The 25,827-nt window shown below is 63.6% G+C and carries 20 protein-coding genes and 1 pseudogene; 10 read left to right on the top strand and 11 right to left on the bottom strand.

Annotated features, from left to right (window positions below; genetic code table 11):
• Positions 1 to 48: 48 nt before the first annotated feature.
• Positions 49 to 210 carry a Thivi_2564 family membrane protein gene (locus ASE71_RS36420; RefSeq protein WP_089044368.1) on the bottom strand — a complete coding sequence of 54 codons (162 nt, stop codon included), beginning with the start codon at positions 208 to 210 and terminating at the stop codon, positions 49 to 51.
• Between the two features lie 154 nt (positions 211 to 364).
• Entirely contained in the window at positions 365 to 1,087 is a 723-nt protein-coding gene (locus tag ASE71_RS13960) for an META domain-containing protein (protein ID WP_034802387.1), read from the bottom strand.
• Positions 1,088 to 1,296: 209 nt separating this feature from the next.
• Here ASE71_RS13960 and dxr point away from each other — a divergent pair, with 209 nt between their 5' ends.
• Positions 1,297 to 2,472, top strand: a complete 1,176-nt coding sequence (gene dxr / locus ASE71_RS13955) for a 1-deoxy-D-xylulose-5-phosphate reductoisomerase (protein ID WP_060521565.1) — start codon at positions 1,297 to 1,299, stop codon at positions 2,470 to 2,472.
• A gap of 45 nt (positions 2,473 to 2,517) precedes the next feature.
• On the opposite strand, the gene hemA is transcribed toward dxr, so the two are convergent.
• The 4 genes from hemA to ASE71_RS13935 all read right to left on the bottom strand — a co-directional run bounded on the left by hemA (position 2,518) and on the right by ASE71_RS13935 (position 7,807).
• Positions 2,518 to 3,732 (bottom strand): 5-aminolevulinate synthase, encoded by a 1,215-nt coding sequence (hemA, locus tag ASE71_RS13950; RefSeq protein WP_034802389.1) that lies wholly within the window; start codon positions 3,730 to 3,732, stop codon positions 2,518 to 2,520.
• Positions 3,733 to 4,060: 328 nt separating this feature from the next.
• Entirely contained in the window at positions 4,061 to 4,858 is a 798-nt protein-coding gene (locus tag ASE71_RS13945) for an FAD binding domain-containing protein (RefSeq protein ID WP_060521363.1), read from the bottom strand.
• A 15-nt stretch (positions 4,859 to 4,873) separates the two neighbouring features.
• Complete coding sequence (locus tag ASE71_RS13940; protein ID WP_060521364.1) at positions 4,874 to 7,219, bottom strand: xanthine dehydrogenase family protein molybdopterin-binding subunit; 2,346 nt, start codon at positions 7,217 to 7,219, stop codon at positions 4,874 to 4,876.
• 99 nt (positions 7,220 to 7,318) lie between these two features.
• Positions 7,319 to 7,807 (bottom strand): (2Fe-2S)-binding protein, encoded by a 489-nt coding sequence (locus ASE71_RS13935; protein ID WP_060521365.1) that lies wholly within the window; start codon positions 7,805 to 7,807, stop codon positions 7,319 to 7,321.
• A 430-nt stretch (positions 7,808 to 8,237) separates the two neighbouring features.
• Here ASE71_RS13935 and ASE71_RS13930 point away from each other — a divergent pair, with 430 nt between their 5' ends.
• The 4 genes and pseudogenes from ASE71_RS13930 to ASE71_RS13915 all read left to right on the top strand — a co-directional run.
• On the top strand, positions 8,238 to 8,495 hold the full coding sequence (locus tag ASE71_RS13930) for a glycine zipper domain-containing protein (protein ID WP_034802400.1): 258 nt from the start codon (positions 8,238 to 8,240) through the stop codon (positions 8,493 to 8,495).
• Between the two features lie 221 nt (positions 8,496 to 8,716).
• Complete coding sequence (locus ASE71_RS13925; RefSeq protein WP_060521366.1) at positions 8,717 to 9,946, top strand: MFS transporter; 1,230 nt, start codon at positions 8,717 to 8,719, stop codon at positions 9,944 to 9,946.
• Positions 9,947 to 10,203: 257 nt separating this feature from the next.
• Positions 10,204 to 12,117, top strand: coding sequence for an autotransporter assembly complex protein TamA (locus ASE71_RS13920; protein ID WP_082566522.1), 1,914 nt, complete (start codon positions 10,204 to 10,206; stop codon positions 12,115 to 12,117).
• A 1,477-nt stretch (positions 12,118 to 13,594) separates the two neighbouring features.
• A pseudogene (locus tag ASE71_RS13915) lies at positions 13,595 to 16,399 on the top strand (translocation/assembly module TamB domain-containing protein); the annotation flags it as partial.
• A gap of 202 nt (positions 16,400 to 16,601) precedes the next feature.
• Here the strand turns inward: ASE71_RS13915 and ASE71_RS13910 are convergent.
• Positions 16,602 to 17,096, bottom strand: coding sequence for a MerR family transcriptional regulator (locus ASE71_RS13910; protein ID WP_060521369.1), 495 nt, complete (start codon positions 17,094 to 17,096; stop codon positions 16,602 to 16,604).
• A 231-nt stretch (positions 17,097 to 17,327) separates the two neighbouring features.
• Between ASE71_RS13910 and ASE71_RS13905 the strand changes: the two genes are divergently transcribed.
• Positions 17,328 to 18,119: an APH(3') family aminoglycoside O-phosphotransferase gene (locus ASE71_RS13905; RefSeq protein WP_060521566.1), complete on the top strand. Its 792-nt coding sequence runs from the start codon at positions 17,328 to 17,330 to the stop codon at positions 18,117 to 18,119.
• Between the two features lie 66 nt (positions 18,120 to 18,185).
• Here the strand turns inward: ASE71_RS13905 and ASE71_RS13900 are convergent, their stop codons facing one another.
• Positions 18,186 to 18,668 carry a VOC family protein gene (locus ASE71_RS13900; protein WP_034802409.1) on the bottom strand — a complete coding sequence of 161 codons (483 nt, stop codon included), beginning with the start codon at positions 18,666 to 18,668 and terminating at the stop codon, positions 18,186 to 18,188.
• Between the two features lie 111 nt (positions 18,669 to 18,779).
• Entirely contained in the window at positions 18,780 to 19,214 is a 435-nt protein-coding gene (locus ASE71_RS13895; RefSeq protein ID WP_034802411.1) for an Lrp/AsnC family transcriptional regulator, read from the bottom strand.
• 155 nt (positions 19,215 to 19,369) lie between these two features.
• On the opposite strand from ASE71_RS13895, the gene rocF reads away from it, so the two are divergent.
• The 4 genes from rocF (at position 19,370) to ASE71_RS13875 (ending at position 24,607) form a co-directional block, all read left to right on the top strand.
• Complete coding sequence (rocF, locus tag ASE71_RS13890) at positions 19,370 to 20,293, top strand: arginase (protein ID WP_060521370.1); 924 nt, start codon at positions 19,370 to 19,372, stop codon at positions 20,291 to 20,293.
• A 137-nt stretch (positions 20,294 to 20,430) separates the two neighbouring features.
• Complete coding sequence (gene rocD / locus ASE71_RS13885; RefSeq protein WP_034802416.1) at positions 20,431 to 21,636, top strand: ornithine--oxo-acid transaminase; 1,206 nt, start codon at positions 20,431 to 20,433, stop codon at positions 21,634 to 21,636.
• Positions 21,637 to 21,921: 285 nt separating this feature from the next.
• On the top strand, positions 21,922 to 22,401 hold the full coding sequence (locus tag ASE71_RS13880) for a chemotaxis protein CheW (RefSeq protein ID WP_034803080.1): 480 nt from the start codon (positions 21,922 to 21,924) through the stop codon (positions 22,399 to 22,401).
• 421 nt (positions 22,402 to 22,822) lie between these two features.
• A complete protein-coding gene (locus ASE71_RS13875) occupies positions 22,823 to 24,607 on the top strand; it encodes a methyl-accepting chemotaxis protein (protein WP_060521371.1) in 1,785 nt (594 codons plus the stop codon).
• 144 nt (positions 24,608 to 24,751) lie between these two features.
• On the opposite strand, the gene ASE71_RS13870 is transcribed toward ASE71_RS13875, so the two are convergent.
• Positions 24,752 to 24,985, bottom strand: a complete 234-nt coding sequence (locus ASE71_RS13870) for a formate dehydrogenase subunit delta (protein ID WP_034802422.1) — start codon at positions 24,983 to 24,985, stop codon at positions 24,752 to 24,754.
• Entirely contained in the window at positions 24,975 to 25,814 is an 840-nt protein-coding gene (gene fdhD, locus ASE71_RS13865) for a formate dehydrogenase accessory sulfurtransferase FdhD (protein ID WP_034802424.1), read from the bottom strand. The genes ASE71_RS13870 and fdhD overlap by 11 nt, the downstream gene beginning before the upstream one ends.
• Positions 25,815 to 25,827: the final 13 nt, after the last annotated feature.

The raw sequence follows: 25,827 nt of genomic DNA, 5'->3' as shown, positions 1-25,827 counted from the left end.
GGCCGCCGGGCCTTGCGATCCGGCGGCCTCTGGCTGGACGGCGACACGTCAGAAGACGGCGAGATATTTCAACAGAGAGATGATGCCGATGATGATGACGATGATCTGGACGATCTGCTTGGCGCGCGCGTCGAGCGGCAGACGCTGGACGAGATAGAGCACCAGCACGATGACGAGGAAGGTAATCAGAATTCCGATAAGCAGCCCCATGGAACACTCCCATTTTCACACAACAGCGCCGCGATGGCGTCGGGATTGTAACTAGGACGCGAAGGAAAAAGTTCCAATCGAGGCGACAACTTATGCCACTCGTTCACCCAGTATCAGGCCGAGCCTGGTGTTTCCGCTCAGGCGAGAAGCCGGCTCAGGATGCCGGCTTGCAGGCGGTTCCCCGATCCTCGTCGCCTTTGGTGGCATCATACAGCGTTGCTTCCTCGCCCTTCGTCCACCAGACATATTGCCCGCCGGCATATTTGGCTCCGGACGCAGCTATCACGTTTGAGGCGACAACGAATGTGCCGTCGATGGTGAAGGTCACCAGCGAAACCGGGCCGGCATTGATGTATTCCGCCTCGATCGCCTTGCCGCCGCAGTCGTAGCGGACCGATTGCCGGTCCACCGCATCGGCGCCGGGAACGCGGATCGTCACGTCGGCGCCTCCAGACGCTGCCGTCATAGACGCCAGTTTCAGGGCGATGCCGCCGCCGGCCTTGCCAAGCACGAGCTTCGATCCTTCCACCGACCAGGAAAGCTCGTTGCTGAGCGCCTTGAGGAACTTCTGCTCCTGGTTCATCACCGCGGGCACGCACATCTTGCGTGTCGATGCCGCCGGGCCGAAGGTGATCTTCGAGCCGGAGAGACTGAAAGTACCGGTGAAATGGTTGCAGCCGGCCATGCCGCCATAGGTCCCGTCCTCGCGGATCTCCAGGGTCGACTGGAGATTGTCGATGACCCCACCCCCACCGATATCTTCGGCAAGCCAGGTGGCGACGAGCTGCGGCGGCACGTTTTCTGCCGCAACCGGCTGCATCGATGCCATTTCGATCGCGACACAGGCGCAGGAAACGGCGGTTATGATTTTCAGCATCGCGAACTCCTCCGGACCCCGACTCAAGGCACCCAATTCTTAGCCTGCGGACGAGACGGAATGAAGACCGCACCCTTGTTGCCGGCGGATTTCGCCTGTAGAGCCTAGCAAACAACATAAAAGACTCGGATCGATCTCGTGAAGATCATGCGCCCGCGGCGAAGGCTCAGCCGGGCATTCCGTCCGAAAAGAAGAACATGGGTATTGGCATGGCATCCCACGACAGTGCGAAGCGCCGACTGACGATCCTCGGCTCGACCGGTTCGATCGGCACCAACACGCTCGACGTTATCGAGCGCCTTGGCGGCCGTGAGCGCTTCGACGTCGTCGCCGTCACCGGCAGCGGCAACATTCCCCTGCTCGCCGAGCAGGCCGTGAAAGTTCGCGCCGAACTCGCCGTCACCGCCAACGATAGCCAGTACGAAAACCTGAAGGCCGCGCTCGCCGGCACCGGCATTCAGGTTGCCGCCGGCAAGAGCGGCCTGATCGAGGCGGCCGAGCGCAACGCGGACTGGGTGATGGCGGCGATCGTCGGCAATGCCGGCTTGGCGCCGACGCTTGCCGCGGCCCGCCGCGGCGCCGACATCGCGCTTGCCAACAAGGAGTGCCTGGTTTCCGCCGGCAGTCTGTTCATCGACGCGGTGAAGAAAGGCGGCGGTCGGCTGCTTCCGGTCGACAGCGAACACAATGCCATCTTCCAGGTTCTGGAAGAACACCAGCGCCATGCGGTCGAGCGTATCATCCTGACCGCTTCCGGCGGCCCGTTCCGCACCAAGTCGCTGGAAGAAATGCGTCACGTGACGGCGGACGTGGCGCGCGCCCATCCGAACTGGTCGATGGGGCTGAAAATCTCGATCGACAGCGCCTCTATGTTCAACAAGGCGTTGGAGATGATCGAGGCAAAGCACCTCTTCGCGCTCGAACCCGCGCAGGTCGAGGTGATCGTGCACCCGCAGTCGGTGATCCACTCGATGGTCGGCTATACCGACGGATCGGTGCTCGCCCAGCTCGGCTGCCCGGACATGCGCACCGCCATCGGCTATGCGCTCTCCTATCCGAGCCGCTGCAGCCTGCCGATCGAGCGGCTCGATTTCGCCAAGCTGTCGCGCCTCGACTTCGAGGCGCCGGACGAAGTGCGCTTCCCTGCCATCCGCCTGGCGCGGCGCGCCATGGTCGAAGGCGGCGTGCAGGGTGCGGTCCTCAACGGCGCCAAGGAAACCGCGCTCGACGCGTTCATCGCCGGCCGCACCGGCTTTCTCGCCATGGCAGAGATCGTCGAAAAGGTCATGGACAAGCTTGCCGACCTGCCGGGGGCCGCAACGATGGACGACGTCTTTGCCGCCGACGAAAAAGCCCGGCACTTGGCGGCCGGGCTGCTTCGGTAATTCAGAGCTTTCTGACCGGCGCGCATGGCGCCGGCAAGATTGGCCTTATGCGACAGCGCGGGCCAGCGCACAGCGCGACCACAGCGAATGCAGCGCGCCGACGAGATGGTCGATGTCGGCGTCCGAATGCAGCGGCGTCGGGGTGATGCGCAGGCGCTCGGTCTTCTTCGGCACCGTCGGATAGTTGATCGGCTGCACGTAGACGCCGAAATTGTCGAGCAGGAGATCCGAGATCCACTTGCACTTGGCAGCGTCGCCAACCATGACCGGCACGATATGGCTCGGGTTCGGCATGTGCGGAATGCCGCGCTGGTCGAGTAGCGAGCGCAGACGACGCACACGCTCCTGGTGCGCGAAACGTTCGACCTGGCTTTCCTTCAGGTGGCGGATCGAGGCGAGCGCACCGGCGGCAAGCGTCGGCGGCAGCGCCGTCGTGAAGATGAAGCCGGAGGCAAACGAGCGGATGAAGTCGCAGAGTGCGGCGGAGCCGGTGATGTAGCCGCCCATGACGCCGAAAGCCTTGCCGAGCGTGCCTTCGATCACCGTCAGGCGGTGCATCAGGCCTTCGCGCTCGGCAATGCCGCCGCCGCGCGGACCGTACATGCCGACCGCATGCACTTCGTCGAGATAGGTCATGGCGCCGTACTTGTCGGCGAGGTCGCAGAATTCCTTGATCGGCGCAATGTCGCCATCCATCGAATAGACGGACTCGAAAGCAATGAGCTTCGGCGCACGCGGATCGGCGGCCGCGAGCTTGGCCTCGAGGTCAGCGACCGAATTATGCTTGAAGATGACGCGTTCGCACTTGGAGTGACGGATCCCCTCGATCATCGAAGCGTGATTCCCGGCGTCCGAGAAGACGATAACACCGGGAATCTTGGAACAGAGCGTTCCGAGCGCGGCCCAGTTGGACACGTAGCCCGAAGTAAAGAGCAGTGCCGATTCCTTGCCATGCAGGTCCGCGAGCTCGCGCTCAAGCAGGACGTGGTAATGATTGGTACCGGAAATGTTGCGGGTGCCGCCGGCGCCGGCGCCGCATTCGTCGATGGCGCGCTTCATCGCCTCGGTGACAACAGAATGCTGGCCCATGCCGAGATAGTCGTTCGAACACCAGACGGTGACTTCCTGAACGCCTTCAGCCGTATGGCGCGCGGCCTTCGGGAATTGGCCGCGATGACGGGCGAGGTCTGCGAAAACCCGGTAGCGGCCTTCCTGATGCAGCCCGTCCAGCTCGTTCTTAAAGAAATTCTCGAAATCCATCATTTTCTCCAGTGCCCGGCCGCTTTTCTTCAATCAAAGCGACCTGGGGTCAACCTCGGAATGCCCGGCATCTGCCAACTGCGGCAAAAGGCCCTTGACGCGCTGCCTTCCCAGCGAGTGCATCCGAGATGATCTAGCATTTTTGAGCCTGAGCATCTTCGCTGCTTTCACTGAAACCGTTTCAATGGGAACAGCCCTAGTTTTGAAACATTCCAAAGAAAGCCTTAGTGCATGTTCATCACGTCAAGCTTGATCGAAGTCAAGCAAGGATGAAAAAAGGACGGCCGAAGCCGTCCTTTTTCAATGTTGGTGTGACGGCGAAGGCTGGTCATGCCGCCGCAACGGCGCGTTTGGCCATGACCTTCACCAGATTGGCGCGATAGGCCGCATCCGCGTGAATGTCGGAGAGCAGCTCCGAGGCATCGACGTTAATATTGCCGAGCGCATCCGGCGTCCAGTTGGCAGCAAGGGCTGCCTCCATCTCCGCCTGACGGAAAACGCCATTTGCGCCCGCACCCGTGACCGCGACCCGGATCTCGCCATTGTCGCGCTTGGCGACGAAGACACCGGTCATCGCGTAGCGCGAGGCCGGGTTGGCGAATTTCTGGTAGGCGGCCTTTGCCGGGGCGTCGAAGCTGACCGCAACGACGATCTCGCTGTCTTCCAGCGCCGTTTCGAACAGACCGGTGAAGAAATCGTCGGCCGCGATCTCCCGCCGGTTGGTCACGATCGTCGCGCCGAGCCCGAGCATCGCTGCCGGATAATCCGCCGCCGGATCGTTGTTGGCGATGGAGCCGCCGATCGTGCCCATGTGTCGCACATGCGGATCGCCGATATGGCTGGCAAGGCTGCAGATCGCCGGACACACAGCTTTGAGCGCCGCCGACGAGGCGACCTCATAATGTGTCGTGGCCGCGCCGATCCGCACGGATCGGCCGTTGACTGAGATGCCCTGCATCTCGGCGATGTGCCTAAGGTCGATCAGATCGCTCGGCGACGCCAGCCGCTGCTTCATCGTCGGAATGAGGGTCATGCCACCGGAGACGTACTTGCCTTCGCCGGCCGCATCCATTCGGCTGACGGCGTCCTGAACCGAGGACGCCCGGTGATATTGGGTCTCGTACATGAGGTGTCCTCCCGTTCACTTGGCCGCGTGCGCCGCCGCCCACACCTTCTGCGGTGTCGCCGGCATGGTGAGCGCGTTGTTGCCGATGGCATCTGTGATGGCGTTAATCAGCGCCGGTGGCGAGCCGATGGCGCCGGCCTCGCCGCAGCCCTTGATGCCCAGCGGATTGTTCGGGCAGGGCGTGTTCGAGGTCGAGACCTGGAACGACGGCAGGTCGTCGGCGCGCGGCATGGCGTAGTCCATGTAGCTCGCCGTCAAAAGCTGGCCGGAGGCATCGTAATGCACGCCTTCGAGCAGCGCCTGGCCGATGCCCTGGGCAATGCCGCCATGCACCTGTCCTTCGACGATCATCGGGTTGATGATGTTGCCGAAGTCGTCGGCCGCGACAAACTGGACGATCTTGGTCCGGCCCGTTTCCGGATCGACCTCCACCTCGCAGATGTAGCAGCCGGCCGGGAAGGTGAAGTTTGCAGGGTCGTAGAAGGCCCCTTCCTTCAACCCCGGCTCCATGCCGGCCGGCAGATTGTGGGCGGTGTAGGCGGCAAGCGCCATCTGGAACCACGGCACGGCCTTGTCGGTGCCGGCGACCTTCAGTTCGCCGTTTTCGATGACGATGTCGCTTTCGTCCGCTTCCATCAGGTGAGCGGCAATCTTCTTCGCCTTGGCTTCGACCTTGTCGAGCGCCTTGACGACGGCCGACATGCCGACGGCACCGGAACGAGAACCATAGGTGCCCATGCCCATCTGCACCTTGTCGGTATCGCCATGCACGATGTTGACGCTGTCGAGCGGCACACCGAAGCGGTCGGCGACGAGCTGGGCAAAGGTCGTCTCGTGGCCCTGGCCATGGCTGTGCGAGCCGGTCAGGACCTCGATCGTACCGACTGCGTTGACGCGCACTTCGGCCGATTCCCAAAGACCGACGCCAGCACCGAGCGAACCCACCGCTGCCGACGGTGCGATGCCGCAGGCCTCGATGTAACAGCTCATGCCGATGCCGCGCTTCATGCCGCGACCGGCGGCTTCCGTCTTGCGGCCGGCAAAGCCGTTCCAGTCGGCCGCCTTCATCGCCGCTTCGAGCGAAGCGTCGTAGTCGCCGGCGTCATAGTTCATGATGACAGGCGTCTGATGCGGGAAGGAGCGGATGAAATTGACCCGACGCAATTCGGCAGGCGAGACGCCGAGTTCGCGGGCCGCCGTCTCCATCGTGCGTTCCAAGAGATAGGTCGCCTCCGGCCGCCCGGCGCCGCGATAGGCGTCGACGGGCGCGGTGTTGGTATAGACGGTGCGCACATTCGCATGGATCGCCGGGATGTCGTACTGCCCGGAGAGCAGCGTCGCATAGAGATAAGTCGGCACCGCCGAGGAGAACAGCGACATGTAAGCGCCGAGATTGGCGATCGTATCGACCTTGAGGCCGATGATGCGGTTGCTCGCATCGAACGCCATCTTCACCTTCGACACGTGGTCGCGACCATGCGCATCGGTGAGGAACGCTTCGGTGCGGTCCGACGTCCATTTGACCGGCACGCCGGTGCGCTTCGACGCCCAGAGACAGACGATCTCCTCCGGATAGATGTAGATCTTCGAGCCGAAGCCGCCGCCGACATCGGGCGCGATCACCCGCAGCTTGTTTTCCGGCGCGACATTATAGAAGGCGCTCATCACCAGCCGGGCCACATGCGGGTTCTGGCTGGTGGTGTAGCAGGTATAGTGGTCGTCGCCGGCGTCGTAGATGCCGATCGCCGCACGCGGCTCCATCGGGTTGGGCGAAAGCCGGTTGTTGTGGATGGTGATTTCGGTGACATGCGCCGCAGCGCCGATCGCCTTGTCGGTCGCCGCTTCGTCGCCGATCTGCCAGTCGAAGATCAGGTTACCAGGCGCTTCCGGGTGAAGCTGCGGCTGTCCCGCCTCAAGCGCCTTTGAGGCGTCGATCACGACGGGAAGCTCCTGGTATTCGACGACCACGGCTTCGGCAGCATCACGCGCCTCGGCGACGCTGTCGGCAACGACGATCGCCACCGCATCGCCGACGTATCGCACGGTCTCGTGCGCGAGCGGCCGCCAGGCGCCCATCTTCATCGGCGATCCGTCCTTGGAATGGATCATCCAACCGCAGATCAGGTTGCCGATACCATCGGCGAGCAACTGCTTGCCGTCGAGCACACCGATCACGCCTGGCATGCCGATCGCCGCCGACCCGTCGACTTTGAGGATCTTCGCATGCGCATGCGGGCTGCGCACGAACACCGCATATTTCATCCCCGGCACGGACATGTCGTCCGTATAGCGGCCCTTGCCGGTCAGGAACCGCTTGTCCTCCTTGCGCGCCACGCGCGCGCCAATGCCTTCAACGCCCATTGCCTATCTCCTCCCGAGATATCCAGCGACAGTCCCGACGGCCATGCATCGGTCCTGAGTGACATGCGTCAGGGGCGAGATTCCGCCCCCGTTCTGCCGCTATTCTGCGGCCACACGGGCGCCGCTCATCTCGGCGGCGGCGGCAAGGATCGCTTTCACGATGTTGTGGTAACCGGTGCAACGACAGATGTTGCCTTCGAGCTCGGCGCGCACCGTCGCCTCGTCCAGCTGACCCTGATGCCTGCGGATCATGTCAACGGCCGTCATCACCATGCCGGGCGTGCAGAAGCCGCATTGCAGGCCGTGATTGGCCTTGAAGGCCGCCTGCACCGGATGCAGTTCGCCATCGGCCGCCAGCCCTTCGACGGTGGTGATCGTAGAGCCTGCGGCTTGCGCGGCGAGGATGGAACAGCTCTTGACCGACTTTCCGTCCATATGGATGACGCAGGCGCCGCACTGCGAGGTATCGCAGCCGACATGGGTGCCGGTCAGTCCGAGATTTTCGCGTATGAATTGCACCAGCAATGTGCGGTCGTCGCAATGACCGCTCACCTGACGGCCGTTGACCGTCATTGTTACTTTCGCCATTTCGCTCCTCCGGGGTCGGTCAATGCCAACACGAGCGCGGCCGGAAAGTCGGGTGAGATGGTTCACGCGACTAGGGTACGCGCCAACTGATATCGATGCCCGTCGCCCACGGATCCGCTCCTCCGGATTTTCGCAGGCTTGTTTGTATCATTTGTCTTTTTTTGGAATGCCGCAACCGCCCCTGCCCGCCGAACGACAAAATTTTTCCACGCCGGTTGTGCCGAAGGGAACTGCCTTCATGTCCCGTTCAGGAACGATATCATTATCTTGCCGGCAGGAAGAAACCGCAGCGCTCCCGTAGACTTTCGATGGGGACCGCGTATTTTCCGAACCGCAAGTTCCGGTGGAGCGGGATGTTCCCGGCTTCGCCATCATCCACGGGACGGACTGAGCGATAGGCTTGAGATCCGTAGACATCGGAGAGAACAACATGAAGAAAGCCATCGCACTTGTGCTGGTCGCCCTGGCGGTCGCAAGCTGCACCCAGACGGAAAAGGGCGCCGGCATCGGTGCCGTTTCCGGCGCGATCATCGGCGGCGCTGTTACCGGCGACGTCCGTGGCGCTGCAGTCGGCGCGGCAATCGGCGGTGTTTCCGGCGCAGTCATCGGCAACGTCACCGAGCAGCCCGGCCAGTGCTACTATCGCGACCGCTACGGCCGCCGCTACATCGACTCGTGCCCGCGCTAAGGCGACAGGCAGCCTGCCGTCGGCTGCAGCTTGAGCCGCCCGACGGTCTGGTTTGATGTTTCCCCCTCACGGCTGACCGCCCTGAGGGGGTTTTTCGTTGCGGCAACCGCATCCTCTGCCGCACACAACGCGCAGCGGCCAACGAAGGCGCCGAAATCGGGTGGCAACCGCCGAAGCAATCTCGTCTGCTGACCTCGACGTTTCATGATCGAGGTTCTTCCATGCCAAACCCACCACGCGACACCCTGCCACCGGCCTTCAAGCGCATCGGCTGGTCTAACCTGTTCGCACAGTTTTCCGAGCAGATGGCGCTGGCCGCCGCTCCGCTCGCCGCCGTGCTTCTGCTCGCCGCAGGCCCTGCGGAAACCGGATGGCTGCAGATGGCGCAGACGCTGCCATTCCTTCTGCTCTCCATTCCCGCCGGTCTCGTTGCCGACCGCGCATCGCGGCGCAGGCTGATGGTCTCCTCGGAAATGCTGCGCGCGCTGTCGCTGGTTGCCACGCTGTTGCTGATGCTCGGCGGCCTGCTGTCGCTGCCGCTGCTCGCCGTCATGGGCTTCGTCGGCGCCATTGGCACGGTCTGCTACAATGTCGCCGCCCCAGCCCTGGTGCCGGCGATCGTGCCCCGTCACCAACTCGCCGACGCCAATCGCTGGCTGGAGCTCGCCCGCAGTCTCGCCTATTCCGGCGGACCGGCGATCGGCGGCGCGATCGTCGCATGGACCGGCGCATCGCTCGCCTATGTCGCCGCCACATCCCTGTCCCTTCTCTCTGTCGTCCTGCTCGCCGGCCTTGGCGACCAGCAGCAACCGACCGCTCCCAGGCGCAACCTCCTTCAGGATCTCGCCGAAGGCGCCCGGTTCCTGGGCGGCCACGCGCTGCTCAGGCCCATTCTGGTGACCGCCATCGTCTTCAACACGGCCTGGTTCGTGCTGCAGGCGGTCTATGTCGCCTATGCCATTCAGACCCTCGGGCTGACGGCGACCGGCGTCGGCATCACGCTTGGCATCTATGGCGCCGGCATGATGATCGGCGCCTTCGCAGCCCCCGCCATTGCGCGCCGGATCCCCTTCGGCCTGATGATCGCCCTCGGCCCACTCGGCGGGTTGACGGCTGCGGCCGTGATGCTCTCGACCATCTGGGTTCCCTCAGGCGCCCTTGCCGGTTTGAGCTTCTTCCTGTTCGGCGCCGGCCCGGTGCTCTGGTCGATCGCCACGCTCACTTTGCGGCAGGCCGTCACCCCCAATGCGATGCTCGGGCGCGTATCGGCCTTCATCACCACCGCCACCTTCGGCGCCCGGCCGATCGGTGCAGCGCTCGGCGCCATCGTCGCCACACGCTTCGGCGTCGAGGCGTGCCTTGCCGTCGCAGCGGTCGGTTTCCTCATCCAGTTCCTCGTCATCATCGCTTCCGGCGTACCGCAATTGCGGGCGCTGCCCGAGGCGGCGTAGCGGCTCGATACAGCGGACAAGGCGGCATTTAAGCCTCCAAAAAGGCGCAGCGCCTTACTGGTTGTCGGCGGTGGTTGTGCTGCGCCGACAACATTTCCGCGCTTTTTCGACGGAATCGGCACCGAAATTCGGCATCAGGGGTGGATGCAGCGGATCGTCATCGTTAACAGATGGAAAACCTTAGGCATGCGATAGTGACCCAGCCGCATAAGCAGGCAGTTTGTATTGGGTCGCCTGAAGACGGGATGCGGAAGCGAATGTCCCCACCACGGTCGAGTATTGCGTACTGGAAGGCAGCGACTTCGCTTGCTGTTGCCTTTTCGTGCGCGCTCGGCCCGCTTTCCGCCGAGAAGGCCTATGCCTTCAAGCTCTTCGGCATGAAGTTTTTCGAGAGCGACGAGGAAGAGGCGCCGGTGATCGACCCGGTCAACTATACCCTCACCTTCGACGCCGGCACCGAAGACAAGGAACTGAAGGAAGCGCTGGAAAACAGCTCGCAGCTCGTGCAGGGCCAGGAAAAGCCTGTCTCCGGCGATCTTGGCCTGGCAATTCGGGCGCGTGACGACCGCGACCGGCTGCTTGCCGCACTCTACGAAAAGGCCCGCTACGGCGGCACCATCGCGATCCGCATCAACGGCCAGGATATCGACAGTCTGCCGCCGGATCCGTCTTTCCCGGATGGCAAGCCGATTCCGGTCACCGTCACCGTGACGCCGGGTCCGGTCTTCAACGTCGGTTCCGTCAAGTTCGAAGGCGATGCGGCCGGTTTCAGTCCCGCTGATTACGGCCTGCCCGCCGGCGCGCGTGCCGATTCCACCTTGATCATCAAGGCCGGCGAAAAGGTCGTGAACGATCTGCGCGAGCAGGGTCGCCCCCTGGCCAAGCTCACCGAACGCAGCGCTGTCGCCAACCACGCCAACTCGACCGTCGACATCGTCATCGGCGCCAGCGGCGGCCCGGTTGCCCCAGTCGGCGAAGTCAGCGTCGACGGAACGAAGACCGTCGACCCGGGTTTCGTGCGCGACTACTCACGCCTCAACGAAGGCCGTCCCTATTCGCCCGCGGACATCCGCAAAGCCTCCGAGCGCCTGCGCCAGCTCGGCGTCTTTTCGAGCGTCACCATCAAGGAAGCCAATGCGCTTTCGCCCGATGGATCTCTCCCGATGAAGATCGAGGTGTCCGAAGGCAAGCACAAGTATTTCGGCTTCGGCGCCCAGGTCTCGACCACCGACGGCCTCGGGCTTTCGGGCTACTGGGGACACCGCAACCTTTTCGGCCGCGCCGAATCGCTGCGCATCGAAGGATCGGTCGACCGCATCGGCGAGACCAAGGAACTGGACAAGCTCGACTATTCGGTTGGCATCCTGTTTGCCAAACCCGGTGCCTTCGGCCCGGCTTCCACCTTTACCGCGAGCGTCAAGGCCAACATCCAGGACCCAGACGCCTACCGCGCCAAGATCCTGACGGCAGCGGCCGGCGCCACCTTCGAGCTCTCGGACACCGACACCGTCTCAGGCGGCGGCGAGCTCAGCTGGGCCAATATCGACGACGCCTTCGGCTCGAACTCTTATCTGACGGCCGCGATCCCGCTCGAATATGTGCGCGATACCCGCAACGACAAGCTGAACGCGACCGAAGGCTACCGGGCGATGATCAACGCCAAGCCGAGCTACGAAATCAAGGGCCAGACCTTCTTCTCGTCCTTCGAAGCCTCGGCATCCGGTTACCATGCGCTCGGCGACGAGAAGCGCTTCGTGCTTGCCGGCAAGATCGGCGCCGGCATGCTCGTCGGCGGCAGCGGGCTCGAAGACATTCCTGCCAACCGCCGCTTCTACCTCGGCGGTGGCGGCTCGGTACGCGGCTATTCCTACCAGGAGATCGGCCCGCGCAATTCCGACAACGAGGAGACCGGCGGACGTTCCTATGTCAACGCCTCGCTCGAAGCCCGCATCGCCATCACCGACACGATCGGGGTTGTTCCCTTCATCGACGCCGGTACGGTGTCTGCGAAGACGACGCCGGATTTTTCCGACATCCGCGCCGGCGCCGGCATCGGCCTGCGTTACGCCACGCCCTTCGGCCCGATCCGCCTCGACTTTGCCGTTCCGCTTAACAAATATCCCGGCGGCACCAAGTACGGCATCTATGCCGGTATCGGCCAATCCTTCTGATCCGGGCCGTTTCTTCCACCAGAACCGGCAAATCGCCGCCATTGCCGGATAGTTTCTGCCGGCGGCGATTCCGCTTGGGAGCAACTTGCGTTATGGGTAGATCATGAATCAGGTCGTCCGCTTCCTTCGCGCGACGCTGCGCTATGGCCTTCGTGTGCTTGGCGTGATTGCGGTCGTTGCCCTTCTTCTCGTCGCCTTCGTGGGCTTCACCACACCCGGCGCAAGGCTCGTCGCCTGGGCAATCGAGAAGTATGCGGCAACCCCTGACCAGATCGTGCGGATCGCCGATCCGAGCGCGCTGTTGACCGGCAAGTTCACGGCCGGAAGCATCACGCTGTTCGATGGCGAGGGCGTCTATGCCGAAGTGCGCGACCTCGATCTCACCTGGTCGCCCGCCGCCCTTCTCTCCTTCCGCTTCGAAGCCGCGGCGCTCTCGGCCGGCTCGGTGCGCGTCGAGCGCCTGCCGATCCCCTCCACCGAGACCAAGGAAGTCCGCTCGACCTTTGCGCTTCCCGTGGACGTCAAGATCGACGCGATCGATCTCAAGGAGATCATCATCGGCAAGGCGATCACCGGCGAGGACCAGTTCCTGACCGCCAGCGGCAAGGTGAACGCGACCAACGAGAGCATCGCCCTTCAGCTTGCGGCCGCCCAGCGCGACCGGCCGGAGGCGCGCGCGGTTGCCGATATCGTCTTCAATCCGGCAGGCAACGAGCTGAAGCTCGAGGCGACCGTGGACGAGCCCAACAACGGCGTGCTGGCAAAGCTGCTTCGCCTGCCCAACGAGCCCGCAGTCAACATCAAGTTGACCGGCGAAGGCCCGCTTTCCGACTGGGCCGGCAGCGCCACGGCCGCACTCGACGGCAGCGAAATTCTCAAGCTCGACGGTCGCCACGTCCAGACGCCCGACGGAATGCACCGGCTGACCGTCAACGGCGGCGGCGGTTTCGGCTCGCTGATGCCGCCGGCGCTGCGCCCGATGTTCGAGGGTGACACCAGTCTCGACATCGCCGCCGCGTTCAACGACCAGGGGCTGGTTCAGGTCGACAAGGCTCATGTGACGACGGGCGCGCTCTCCTTTGCCGCTTTCGGTACCTACGACAGCAAGGGCGAGAACAACCTCAAGGCCAGGCTTGCCGGCACCAACGGCCCTGTCGACTTCCGCTGGCCGCTGCAGAAGGGTGAAGCGCAGGCCAAGATCAATGCCGTCGATTTCTCGCTGATCGGCGACGCGCAAGCCGCGATCCTCGATCTCACCGCAGACGTCACCTCCCTGGCGGTGCCCGACGTGGCGCTCGGCGCAGTCAAGCTTTCGGCACGCAGCGACGGCTTCAATCTCCAGGCGCAATCCGGTCCGGTGAAGGCGGCAATCGAGGTGGGCGAAGCCGGCTTCAACGACCCCAACCTCGCCCGCCTAGTCCAGGTGCCGCTGAAGGTGGACGCAATCCTCTCCGTGACGAAGGAAAACATCGCCTTCAACCCGGTGACGATCGAAAGCCCCGGTATCGGCGGTTCGCTCACCGGCGCCTTTTATCGCGACGAGAACACGGTTTCCGCGGCCTTCAAGCTCTTCGCCGTTCCGGACGCGTTGCCGCCGGCGGCCGCCGCGAAATTCGATGGCACGATCGCACTCTCGGGCGAAGTGAAGACGGCAACCGACGGCGGCGTCACCGTGGAGGGCCTCGAACTCAAGTCGGGCACGATCGAGGCCGCCGGCACAGTAGCGCTCGCGCAGAGCAACCTGACGGCCGACCTTAGGGGTACCCTGCCTGATCTCGGCAAGCTGCTTGCCGATGCCAAGGGCAAGGCCGACTTTACCGCCGCCGTGACCGGCCCGCTTTCGGAACTCGGCATCAAGGCCGAGTTGACGTCGAGCGGCGCGACACTGGCCGGACGCACGCTCAGCGACCTCAATGTCAAGGCCGACGCCAAGGCCAACCATTCGAGCCCGCAGGCAAGCCTGACGGCGACCGGTGCACTCGACGGCCAGGCCATCGACGTCAAGGCCGACGTCGTCTCGAAGGATGGCCAGACCGCAATCCCGGTGCTCGAAGCCAGGATCGGCGAGAACAAGCTGACCGGGGCAATCAGCTTCACCCCCGATTTCAAGCCGGACGGCACGGTCAGCTTCGACCTGCCCGATCTCGGCCTCTTGGCCGCGATGGCCGGGCAGAAGGCCTCCGGCGACCTCAACGGCTCGGCGGCCATCAAGACCCAAAACGGCATCACCTCCGTCGTCGTCAAGGCCGGCGGCAGCGGCATCAAACGCGACCAGCTGACCATCTCCAGGCCGACCGCCGACATCACCATCGCCGACCTCGCGGCCCTGGCGATCAAGGGCAGCATCCGCGCCGAAACGGTGGCGCAGGGCGAAAACCGTGTTTCCGGACTTGCCGTCGATTTCGAGCAACAGGCCGGCCGCACCGGTTTTGCCGTCGACGGCAAATATGACGGCGGACCGCTGACGATGAAGGGCGACCTTGCGAGCGCCAAGGGCCGCACCGAAATCCGCCTCGCATCCTTTGGCGCAACGCCGAAGGGCATTGCGCTGAAACTGGCGCAGCCGACGGTGATCGCCATCGAAAACGGCACCGTCCGTCTCAACGCGCTGACGATCCAGGCATCGAAAGGCACGATCGCAGTCAACGGCACGGCTGGCGAAAAGCTCGACATCACTGCGAAGCTCAACGCCCTGCCCGCAGCACTGGTCAACGCCTTCGCACCGGACCTCGGCGCCGAGGGCACGATCGCCGGCACCGTCGATGTCGAGGGCGCAGCGTCTGCCCCGGTCGTCGCCTACGACCTCAAATGGTCGGGCGCCTCGCTCGCGGCAGCCCGCACCGCGGGCGTTGCGGCCTTCGATGTCACGGCGGACGGCAAGTTTGCCAACAACAAAGTGACGCTCGATACGACGCTTTCGGGCGCCGGCGGACTTTCCTTCAAGGGCGGCGGCAATGTCGACATCGGCGGCAACATGCCGATCGCGATGAAGTTCAGTGGCAACGTCCCCTTCGCCCTCATCGCCAACCTGATGGCGGAGAAAGGCTTCACGCTGACGGGCCAGGCAAATGTCGATGTGGCAATCTCCGGTTCCGCGAAGGCGCCGCAGATCGCCGGCACGATCACCACGTCAGGCGGGCGCCTCGTCGACGTGCGTCGCAACCTGGCGCTCAACGACCTGACCGCCAATGTCGCGCTCGATGGCAAGCAGGCGACGATCTCCAGGCTCTCGGCCAATCTCGCGACCGGCGGCTCGGTCGAAGCCAGCGGTACCGTCGGCACCGTACCCGGTTCCGGCTTCCCGGCCAACCTGACGATCAAGCTGAACAACGCGACCTACGTCGATGGCACCCTGTTCAACGCCAACGTTGCCGGCGAGATGACCTTGACCGGTCCCCTGGTCGCGACCCCGACGCTCGGCGGCAAGGTGACGATCCGCAAGGCATCGATCACCATTCCGGAGAAGTTGCCGACCTCGCTTTCGGCCATCGACATCAAGCACAAGAATGCGCCGCCCAAGGTGCGGAAGATGGTCAAGGACCTGCGCAAGGACGAAGTGCCGGCCGCAGGCGCCAATGCCAGCGGCGTGATTGCCTTCGATCTCGGCGTCAACGCCCACCAGATCTTCGTGCGCGGCCGCGGCATCAACGCGGAGCTTGGCGGCGACTTGACGATCCGTGGCACCGCCGTGCAGCCAATTGTTTCCGGCGGCTTTGAGATGCGCCGCGGACGGCTCGAAATCCTCGGCAAACGCCTGACCTTCACCGACGGCAATATCGGCTTTGGCGGCGACCTGATCCCGACGCTCGACCTCAAGGCGACCTCCAGCGTCGGCGCGACCACCATCACCGTCGCGGTCGCGGGCCTCGCCAACAATCCGCAGATCGCCTTCTCTTCCTCCCCGGCGCTGCCGCAGGACGAAATCCTGGCGCAGCTCATCTTCAACCGGTCGCTGTCGAACCTCTCGGCCTTCCAGATCGCCCAGCTCGCCTCCGCCGTCAGCCAGCTGGCCGGCGGCGGATCGACCTCACTGCTCGACGGCCTGCGCAACAAGCTCGGCGTCGACGATCTCGACGTCACCACCGACGAGAATGGCGGCGCGTCCGTGCGCGCCGGCAAGTATCTCAACGACCGCACCTATATCGAGCTGCAGCAGGGTTCCGATTCCGCCTCCAGCAAGGCGGTCATCAACCTCGATGTCGGCAAGGGCGTGAAGCTCAAGGGCTCGGCGGCCGGCGACGGTTCGGCCTCGGGCGGCGTCTTCTTCGAAAAGGAATATTGAGCGGCGGCGGGCGTAAACACGCCTGTCCCGCCCGCATCACAAGGAAGCCGGTGGGTCGATCGCGATCCACCGGCGCCAGAGCCCCTGTGTTGCCCGCTCGACAGCAAGCTCACTATGGTCTTTTGGATGCACCGGCGGCGCCTGAAGCCGTGATCGGTCGCATGTCGTCGGCGCGGAGCGCGCTGCCCTTCTTGCGCCTGTTTCAGGCCCAGCCATTCTCGGGGACGAAGGAGACCTCGCGGCGTGGGCGCGTCTGCTCGTAGCGGTTCCATGCGACGGCGTCAGGCGACACGCCGGTCATCTCGGTTTTTCGGGCGAGCATGAGGAGTTCGTCGATCGACAGGGCATCGCCGCGCTCGATCTTCTGGAGCGCCGCATCGATCAAGGACAGGCCGTGTTCGACACGGTCGCGCAGGTCCAAGAACGCCGATTGCTGAACGGCTAGCGTTTGTCCGAGGGCCGGCGCAGTACCGGCGAGCATTTCGGTAATCCGGGTGAGGCTAAGGCCAAGCCGCCTCAAAGCCATGATTTCGGTCAGCCGCGCGATTTCGACCGCACCATAGAGCCGCCACTTCTTCTGCGTCCGCCGGGGCGTGATCAGACCGCGGTCCTCATAGACCTTGAGAGCGCGGATGGTAATGCCGAGACGGTCGGCGCATTCGGCCGCCGACAGCAGTTCATTGTGGTTCACGACCATGAGCACCTCTTCGAAACACTTTCAAAAAGGTGACTTTGCGGTCGACCCGAGCGGGCTTTGCGAAGCTTTGATGGAGATTTGGCGAAGACGCACCGTGAAAGGCGATTTGCCGGCACGCGCCGTCAAAACTTGCGGGACCGCTCCGTGGAAATGCCACTTTGCCAAACCTACATCGGCATCCAGGCGCGACCGCGCGCCCCGTTGTTTCATTCCTTTTTTCAGGTGATTGCCTTGCCCTCTTCTTTTCCGCGTCCCGAACTGCCCGAACCATTCCGCCCTCTTGTCGCTGGCTATCAGTGGAACCGTGATCTGCTCGGGCAATCCAACTCGAGCATCTTTCTCCTGAAGGCGCCCGATCGACCCATGCTGGTGCTGAAGCTCGAGGAAGCCGGCCCGTTCAGCGAGTTCGTCGACGAGGCGGCGCGGCTTGATTGGCTGGCATCAAAGGACGTGCCCTGCCCGCGGGTGATCGCTCGTGCCTTCGGCGCCGAGACGAACTGGCTGCTGCTGCAAGCAGTGCAAGGGACAGACCTCGCCTCCTCGACGCTCTCGCCCAAGGACCGGATCGTCATCCTCGCGGACGCGCTGAAGCAACTGTGTGCGCTGGATATCACCAACTGCCCCTTCGATCACCGGATCGAAGGGCGCATCGCCATCGCGAAGGCGCGCACCCAGGCAGGCGTGATCGATGAAAGCGACTTTGACGAGACGCGGCTCGGCCGAACGGCGGCGGATCTCTTTGCCGAACTTCAGGCGCGCGTGCCCCGAACCGGCGAACTCGTCGTCACCCATGGCGACGCCTGCCTGCCGAACATCATCGAGAAGAACGGCCGGTTTTCCGGCTTCATCGATTGCAGCCGGCTGGGCGTCGCCGACCCCTACCAGGACATCGCTCTTGCCTGCCGCAGCATCGTCCACAATCTCGGCGAGGAATGGGTTCAGCCGTTTCTGACCCGCTATGGCCTCGACAAGGACGATTCGGAGAAACGTGACTTCTACTGCCTGCTCGACGAGTTCTTCTGATCGTCAGGCAGCAGGTATAAAATCCACCCAGAGCACATGCCCGGGCAGCGAAAGGCCCGCAACGCCTCAGGCGGCGTTGCGGGCCTCGATGCTCAGATCGACGACGTCGGCATCTTCCATAGCGTTGAACAACGCCCAGATGTGGCCGAAGGGGTCGATGAAGGCGCCGACGCGATCGCCCGTCGACAAGGTTTCGGCCGCATTGCGAAGGCTTGCGCCTGCGCCGATCGCTCGGCCGATGACGCGATCGACGTCGCGCACATGCAGTTCCAGGATCACCGCCGTGGTGCCGAGCGCATGCGGCGAGCGCGGCCCGCCGAGCTTGGGTTCCGCATCGCGGCGCGGATTGGCCCCGGCAATACGGAACACCGATTCCCCGATCCTCAGATCCGCACTCGTCAGAATGCCGCTCGGCCATTCATGCCTTTGCAGCAGTTCGGCGCCGAGTGCTTCGCGATAGAAGGCGATGGCGCGATCCTCGTCGCCATGCCTGACGAACAGCTTCACACAGATCTGCCGATCGGCAAGCCTGCCGCCATTGGCAACCATGACATCCTCCATCTTGGGTGAGGCGGCCATCATAGCGAAGTACTAGAACAAAGCAAGAACAATTCGACTCTGAGAGGCAATTTCCTCACCGCTTCGGGTGGCCAGAAATGCTCAGAACGCCCCGGTCATCTTACTGGTTTTCAACAGGATATTCGTCTCCGTAACGGTGATGCCGTCGATCAGGCGGATGCGCCGCAGCGTTTCGTCGAAAGAGACGAGATCGCGGTCCTGAAGCTCGGCGATGAAGTCCCAGCGGCCATTGGTGCTGTGCAGCGCCCGCACCTGCGGCAGTCCGCGCAATTGCTCGGCGACACGATCGGCCATCTTGCCGTGCACCTCGATCATGACCACGGCGCGCACCCCGGAGGTCGGGATTTCGGCACCGGTGCGGATGGTGAAGGCGGCGATCGTACCATTGGCCACCAGCCTGTCGATACGGGCCGCCACCGTCGCCCGCGACACGCCCGTCATTTCCGATAGCGTCGAAACGGGAATGCGCGCATTCTGGCGCAGAGCGCTTATCAGCGCCTGGTCGAGATCATCCATAGCCTGCCACTTTGTAAAATCGGACTTAGCAATCTGTCGAATCTAGCTCACTAATCGGCAGTTTTCCATCTTTTTGCTGACGCCCATTTTGGCCATAATCCACACATCCCGGACTGGGTCACATCGGAATTATCTTGAGAAGGAATCGGGCGGACATGACGACTATCACGCTGATCGGCGCACCCATCGAGGAAGGTTCTGGACGACGCGGCGCGGCCATGGGTCCGACGGCCCTGCGCATCGCCGGCGTCGACACGGTGCTGCGCGATCTCGGCCATACGGTTCACGACGAAGGCGACGTCAAGCCGCTGCCGGCGCGCGATCTCGCCAACCATCCCGGCGCCAACAACCTGCAGATCGTCGCAGCCTTCGCCCGCGCCCTGCATGATTCCGTGCACGACACCGTGCGCAAGGGCCATTTCCCGATCATTCTGGGTGGCGACCATGCGCTTTCGATGGGCAGCGTCTCCGGCATGGCGCGCCATGCCGCAGACGTCGGCCGGCCGCTGTTCGTGCTCTGGCTCGACGCCCATGCCGACTTCAACTCGCCGTCGACCTCGCCCTCCGGCAACATGCACGGCATGCCGGTCGCCTTCTTCTGCGGCCAGGCCGAATTCGCCCCGATCCTGCCGTCGGACCGTCCGCTCGTCGATCCGAAGAAGGTCTTCCAGGTCGGTATCCGCTCGGTCGACGACCGCGAGCGCGAAGAGATCACAGAACATGGCGTGCGCGTCTTCGACATGCGCGCCGTCGACGAACTCGGCATGGCTCACATCATGCGCCAGATCCTCGAAGAGGTCCGCGCCGCCAATGGCCTGCTGCATGTCAGCCTCGATGTCGATTTCATGGATCCGGAACTGGCGCCCGGCGTCGGCACCACCGTTCCGGGCGGCGCCACCTTCCGCGAGGCGCACCTGATCATGGAAGTGCTCTGGGAAAGCGGGCTCGTTTCCTCGCTCGACGTCGTCGAGCTCAACCCCTTCCTCGACGATCGCGGCAAGAGCGCGCGCATCCTGGTCGAACTGACGGCGAGCCTCTTCGGCCGCCGTGTTCTCGACCGGCCGACCCGCAGCGCCTAGATCACGGAGATCTTGGGTCGACTGGATCCAAGATCATAAGCGTGAACGGCTCTCATAAGTCTAAGCGGGATGCGGGCGGAAAACCGCGCACACTTTTCCTCTTCCCGCTCAGACAAAGAAACACCGGAGGACGATATATGAACACGACGGCTGCCCTGATCGAAACCGAATACCGGCTCGGCGCCCATAACTACAAGCCGCTCGACGTGGTGCTTTCGCGCGGCGAAGGTGTCTATGTCTGGGATATGGAAGGCAACCGCTACCTCGACTGTCTCTCGGCCTATTCTGCCGTGAACCAGGGCCATTGCCACCCGAAGATCCTGAAGGCGATGATGGAGCAGGCGCAGAAGCTGACGCTGACCTCCCGCGCCTTCCGCAACGATCAGCTGGCGCATTTCTACGAAGAGATCGCTGCGCTGACCGGCTCGCACAAGGTGCTGCCGATGAACTCCGGCGCCGAAGCCGTCGAGACCGCCGTCAAGGCCGTGCGCAAGTGGGGCTACGAGGTCAAGGGCGTGGCCGAGAACAAGGCCGAGATCATCGTCTGCTCCAACAACTTCCACGGCCGCACCATGGGTATCGTCGGTTTCTCGACCGATCCGGACGCCCGCACCGGCTTTGGCCCGTTTGCGCCGGGCTTCAAGGTCGTACCCTTCGGTGACATCGACGCCTTCCGTGCGGCGATCAACGAAAACACCGTCGCCTTCCTGGTCGAGCCGATCCAGGGCGAAGCCGGCGTCATCGTCCCGCCGGTCGGCTACTTCACGACGGTGCGCGAGCTCTGCACCAAGCACGGCATCACGCTGATCCTCGACGAGATCCAGACCGGGCTTGGCCGCACCGGCAAGCTGCTTGCCGAAGAGCATGAGGCGATCGAAGCCGACGTGACGCTGATCGGCAAGGCTCTGTCCGGCGGCTTTTATCCGGTCTCGGCGGTGCTTTCGAATTCCGAAGTGCTCGGCGTCTTGAAGCCCGGCCAGCACGGCTCGACCTTCGGCGGCAACCCGCTTGCCTGCGCCATTGCCCGCGCGGCGCTGAAGGCGCTGACCGAGGAAGGCATGATCGAGAACTCGGCAAAGATGGGCGAGCGCTTCCAGAAGGGCCTCACCGACATCCGTTCCAACATCATCAAGGAAGTGCGCGGTCGCGGCCTGATGCTGGCGGTGGAACTGGTGCCGGAAGCCGGCGGCGCGCGCAAGTATTGCGAAGCGCTGAAGCAGCTCGGCATCCTTGCCAAGGACACCCACGGCGACACGATCCGCATCGCGCCGCCGCTCGTCATCACCGCCGAGCAGGTGGATTGGGCGGTCGAACAGTTTGCCAGGGTTCTCGCCTCCGCTTGATCGCAAATCGCTTCCGCCCCGGGGTCACGCCCGGGGCGAGATCTTCGTAAGCACTTGCAAAAGCAAGTCTTAACGAATCCCGGCCTATAGTCCTTTCCCAAAGCGCAAAGCGGTTCCTCCGCGCATGATGCAGCTGCGCCCTGCCGGATGTGATCGGCGGACTGGAAGGATCTCTCCTTTACGGATCATTGACCGCGCCTGATGCGCCGTCAGCCATGCGGAGAGATCTGGAGTATGGCGGTGTCGCGCCCAGAGGCGTCGACCGGAAAGCTGGAAGGACCTTCGATGACAAGCACACTCAGGACGGCCGGGTTCGACGGCGAGACGCTGGAAATCATTGCGTTCCGCCTCCACGATCAGGAATTCTGCGTCAAGACGACGACGATCCGTGAAATCCGCGGCTGGGCGCCCTCGACGCCTATCCCGCATTCGCCGCCGGAAGTGATCGGCGTCATGAACCTGCGCGGCACGGTGATCCCGATCATCGACCTCGCCCACAAGCTCGGCATGAAATCGACCACCGCCAACGAGCGCAGCGCCATCGTCGTCGCCGAAGTGCACAACATGGTCATCGGCCTCGTCGTCGACCGCGTGTCGGATATCCTCACGGTCCAGGGCAGCCAGGTGCAGCCGGTGCCGGAAGTGACGGCCTCCTTCGACAAGAGCTTCGCCGAAGGCATCATCGCCAACGAAACCGGCATGATCTGCTTCCTGAACCTTGCCCGCATGTTCAAGGAACGCGAGGTCGAGGAACTGGCCGCCTAAAGCAACAGCTCAGCGATATTCAAGGCCGTCCGACGTCTCGTCGGGCGGCTTTTTTGTTGGTTATTTGCTCAGCCAGAGGGCGATACTTTAGAAAAACAGGAGAAACTAATTCAACTAAAATTGGGATCTACGAGTTCTTACAACTGAAATTTGATAGTTGCTATTTTAACACCTGCTTAATAGTCCTATCACTAACCTAGATTGCATAAACACGGCGCCTGGGCATGAAGCCCGCCAGTTCGAACTCCCCTCACGAAGCACTAAATCGCTGACCCGGTGGGCCGGCGCGGGACGACCAGACATGTTTCGGCAGGCCGGCATTTGTCTTAGTCCGGGAGTTTGCGCCGCTTCGGCTCCGCAAACCCTGTCAAAGAAGGCACGAAGCCCCCGGCTTGAGCCAACAAACCAGAAGAGGGTTACAATGTTCGCTCTCGGAAAAATTGCAGACGCGAACCAGATCATCGCCGCGCTATCGAAGTCGCAGGCTATCATCCAGTTCGACCTGACCGGCAAGATCCTGACCGCCAATGAGAATTTCTGCCAGGCACTCGGTTACAACCTCAGCGAAATCGTCGGGCAGCACCACCGCATGTTCTGCCCCGCCGACTACGCCCAGACGCAGGAATACCGCGACTTCTGGGCCCGGCTCGGCCGCGGCGAATTCGACGCCAATGCCTACAAGCGTGTCGCCAAGGGCGGCCGCGAAATCTGGATCCAGGCGACCTACAACCCGGTGCTTCGGGGCGGCAAACCCTACAAGGTGGTCAAGTTCGCAAGCGACATCACTGCCGCCAAGGCAAGGGCCACGGAAGATGCCGGCAAGCTCGACGCGATCTCCCGCTCCCAGGCCGTGATCGAGTTCACGCCATCGGGCGAGATCCTGACCGCCAACGAAAACTTCTGCGCCGCGCTCGGCTACAGCCTCCAGGAAATCCAGGGCAAGCACCACAGCATGTTCTGCGAGCCCAACTATGCTCGCACCGCCGAATATGCCGACTTCTGGAAGCGGCTCGCCGCCGGCGAGTTCTTTTCCAACGAGTTCGTGCGCTACGGCAAGGGCGGCAAGGAGATCTGGATCCAGGCGGCCTATAACCCGATCCGCGACTTCAGCGGCAAGGTCTACAAGGTCGTCAAGTTCGCGACCGATGTCAGCGAGCGCATGAGCGCCATCAACAGCCTCGGCGCGGGCCTGCGGGCGCTCGCCGAAGGCGATCTGACGCGCAACCTCGACACGCCCTTCGTACCAAGCATGGAAGCGGTGCGGATCGACTTCAACGATGCCACCGCAAAGCTGCGCGGGGCGATGCGAACCGTCGGCGACAATGCCAGCGCGATCGCCTCCGGCGCCCGCGAGATCCGGGCCGCCGCCGACGACCTGTCGAAGCGCACCGAGCAACAGGCCGCTTCCGTGGAAGAGACCGCCGCAGCGCTCGACGAGATCACCACGACCGTCTCGGACTCCAGCCGCCGCGCCGAGGAGGCCGGAGGCCTGGTCGCCAAGACCAAGGCCGGTGCCGAACGCTCCGGCAATGTGGTCAAGAGCGCGATCGGCGCCATGGACCAGATCGAACAGTCGTCACGCGAAATCTCCAACATCATCGGCGTGATCGACGACATCGCCTTCCAGACGAACCTTTTGGCGCTGAACGCCGGCGTCGAGGCGGCGCGCGCCGGTGAAGCCGGCAAGGGCTTCGCCGTCGTCGCCCAGGAAGTGCGTGAGCTGGCCCAACGCTCCGCCAGTGCCGCCAAGGACATCAAGTCGCTGATCGGCACCTCGACCGAACACGTCAAGAACGGCGTGTCGCTGGTCGGCCAGACCGGGGCGGCGCTTGAGGAAATCCTCGTCCAAGTCCAGGAGATCAACGCCAACGTCTCGGCGATCGTGGAGGCGGCACGGGAACAGTCGACCGGCCTCAAGGAGATCAACCAGGCGGTCAACTCGATGGACCAGGCGACCCAGCAGAACGCCGCGATGGTCGAGGAAAGCACGGCCGCAAGCCACGCCATGGCCCGCGAGGCCGAAGCCCTGCACGAACTGCTCCGCCAGTTCCGCTACGGCGAGCAGGCCCAGGTCGTCGACGCGAACCGCCACCTCGAAGATCGCGCGCAGCCATCACGCCTACAGGCCACCGCCCGCGCCATGCGCGGCGGACAACGAACAAGCCTGGCCGCGGCACCGGCCGCGGATGGCTGGCAGAATTTCTGAGCGCACATCCCTGCACCCCGCGCTCGGGAATGGGGAAGGCGGCGACCGGTAGCCGCCTTCCCTTAAATCTTTTCAGGAGAGTGCCCGCTTAGGAAAACGTGCTCGATGAGCGCGCAGAAAGCGCTGGCGGGTAAGGAATGTAAGCTAGGCCGCTTCCGGACGTTTGATCTTTGCGGCCGCCTCCAGCACCAGCGGCGTCAGCCCCTCGCCGCCATTGTCGATATGCTCGAACAATTTGCGCCGCATGCGCGGCTCCCAGTACTTGTTGATATGGGTGGCAACGCCCTGCGCCGCCTCGCTCTCAGGCTGGCTCTTGAAGAAGGTGGCGATCTGGTTCGCCATATAGATCAGCTTGGCGTTGGTATTGTCATGCGACATCGACGGCAGCTCCGGACTTGATGCGTTCGGCATGGGTGAAAATCTCGAATTCGTCGCCGCGTACGAGCGCAATCAGCGTCATGCCCGCAGCTTCCGCCGTGCGGATGGCAAGCGCCGTCGGCGCCGAAATGGCGATGATCACAGGGCTGCCGACGACTGCCGTCTTCTGCACCATCTCGACGGACACGCGGCTGGTGACGACCACGGCGCCCTCGCTGCCCTTGAAGCCGGCGCGTGCGGCGGCACCGACCAGCTTGTCGAGCGCATTGTGGCGGCCGACATCCTCACGCACAGCGATCAGCCCGCGGCCCGGCACATAGAAGGCGGCACCGTGCACGGCGCGCGTTTCGAAATGCAGCGGCTGCTGGCCATTGAGCAGCGCTACGGCCGAAACCACGTCCTCCTGCGACAACGTCAGTCTCGAACGGGAAACGTCCGGCGTCGGCCGTACCGCCTGCTCGATCGATTCGATGCCGCAAAGACCGCAACCGACCGGCCCCGCCATGTGCCGTCGGCGTTGACGCAGCATGTCGTTCTCTTCGTCCTGAAGCACGATCTGCAAGTCGATGCCGAGATTGCCGGCGACCGTCTCGGAGACGACCTCGACCGTTTCGATCTGGCCGGGATCGGTAATGATGCCTTCGGTCAGGCTGAAGCCGACGGCGAAATCCTCGAGATCGCCGGGCGTCGCCATCATCACCGCATGGGTCGAACCACCATAGCTGAAGGCGACCGGCGTCTCCTCCGGCACGGCGCGCGCACCGTCCCGAAGCGCGCCGTTGCGGCGGGCGGCCTCGGGAACGGTCTTGGATGTCCTAAACGTCGCCATGATCGGTCGCAGC

The sequence above is a fragment of the Ensifer sp. Root954 genome (assembly GCF_001429005.1).
GTDB classification, from domain to species: Bacteria; Pseudomonadota; Alphaproteobacteria; order Rhizobiales; family Rhizobiaceae; genus Ensifer; species Ensifer adhaerens.
The sequence above is the reverse complement of the archived record's forward strand: the minus strand, read 5'-3'. Positions and strand labels throughout refer to the sequence as shown.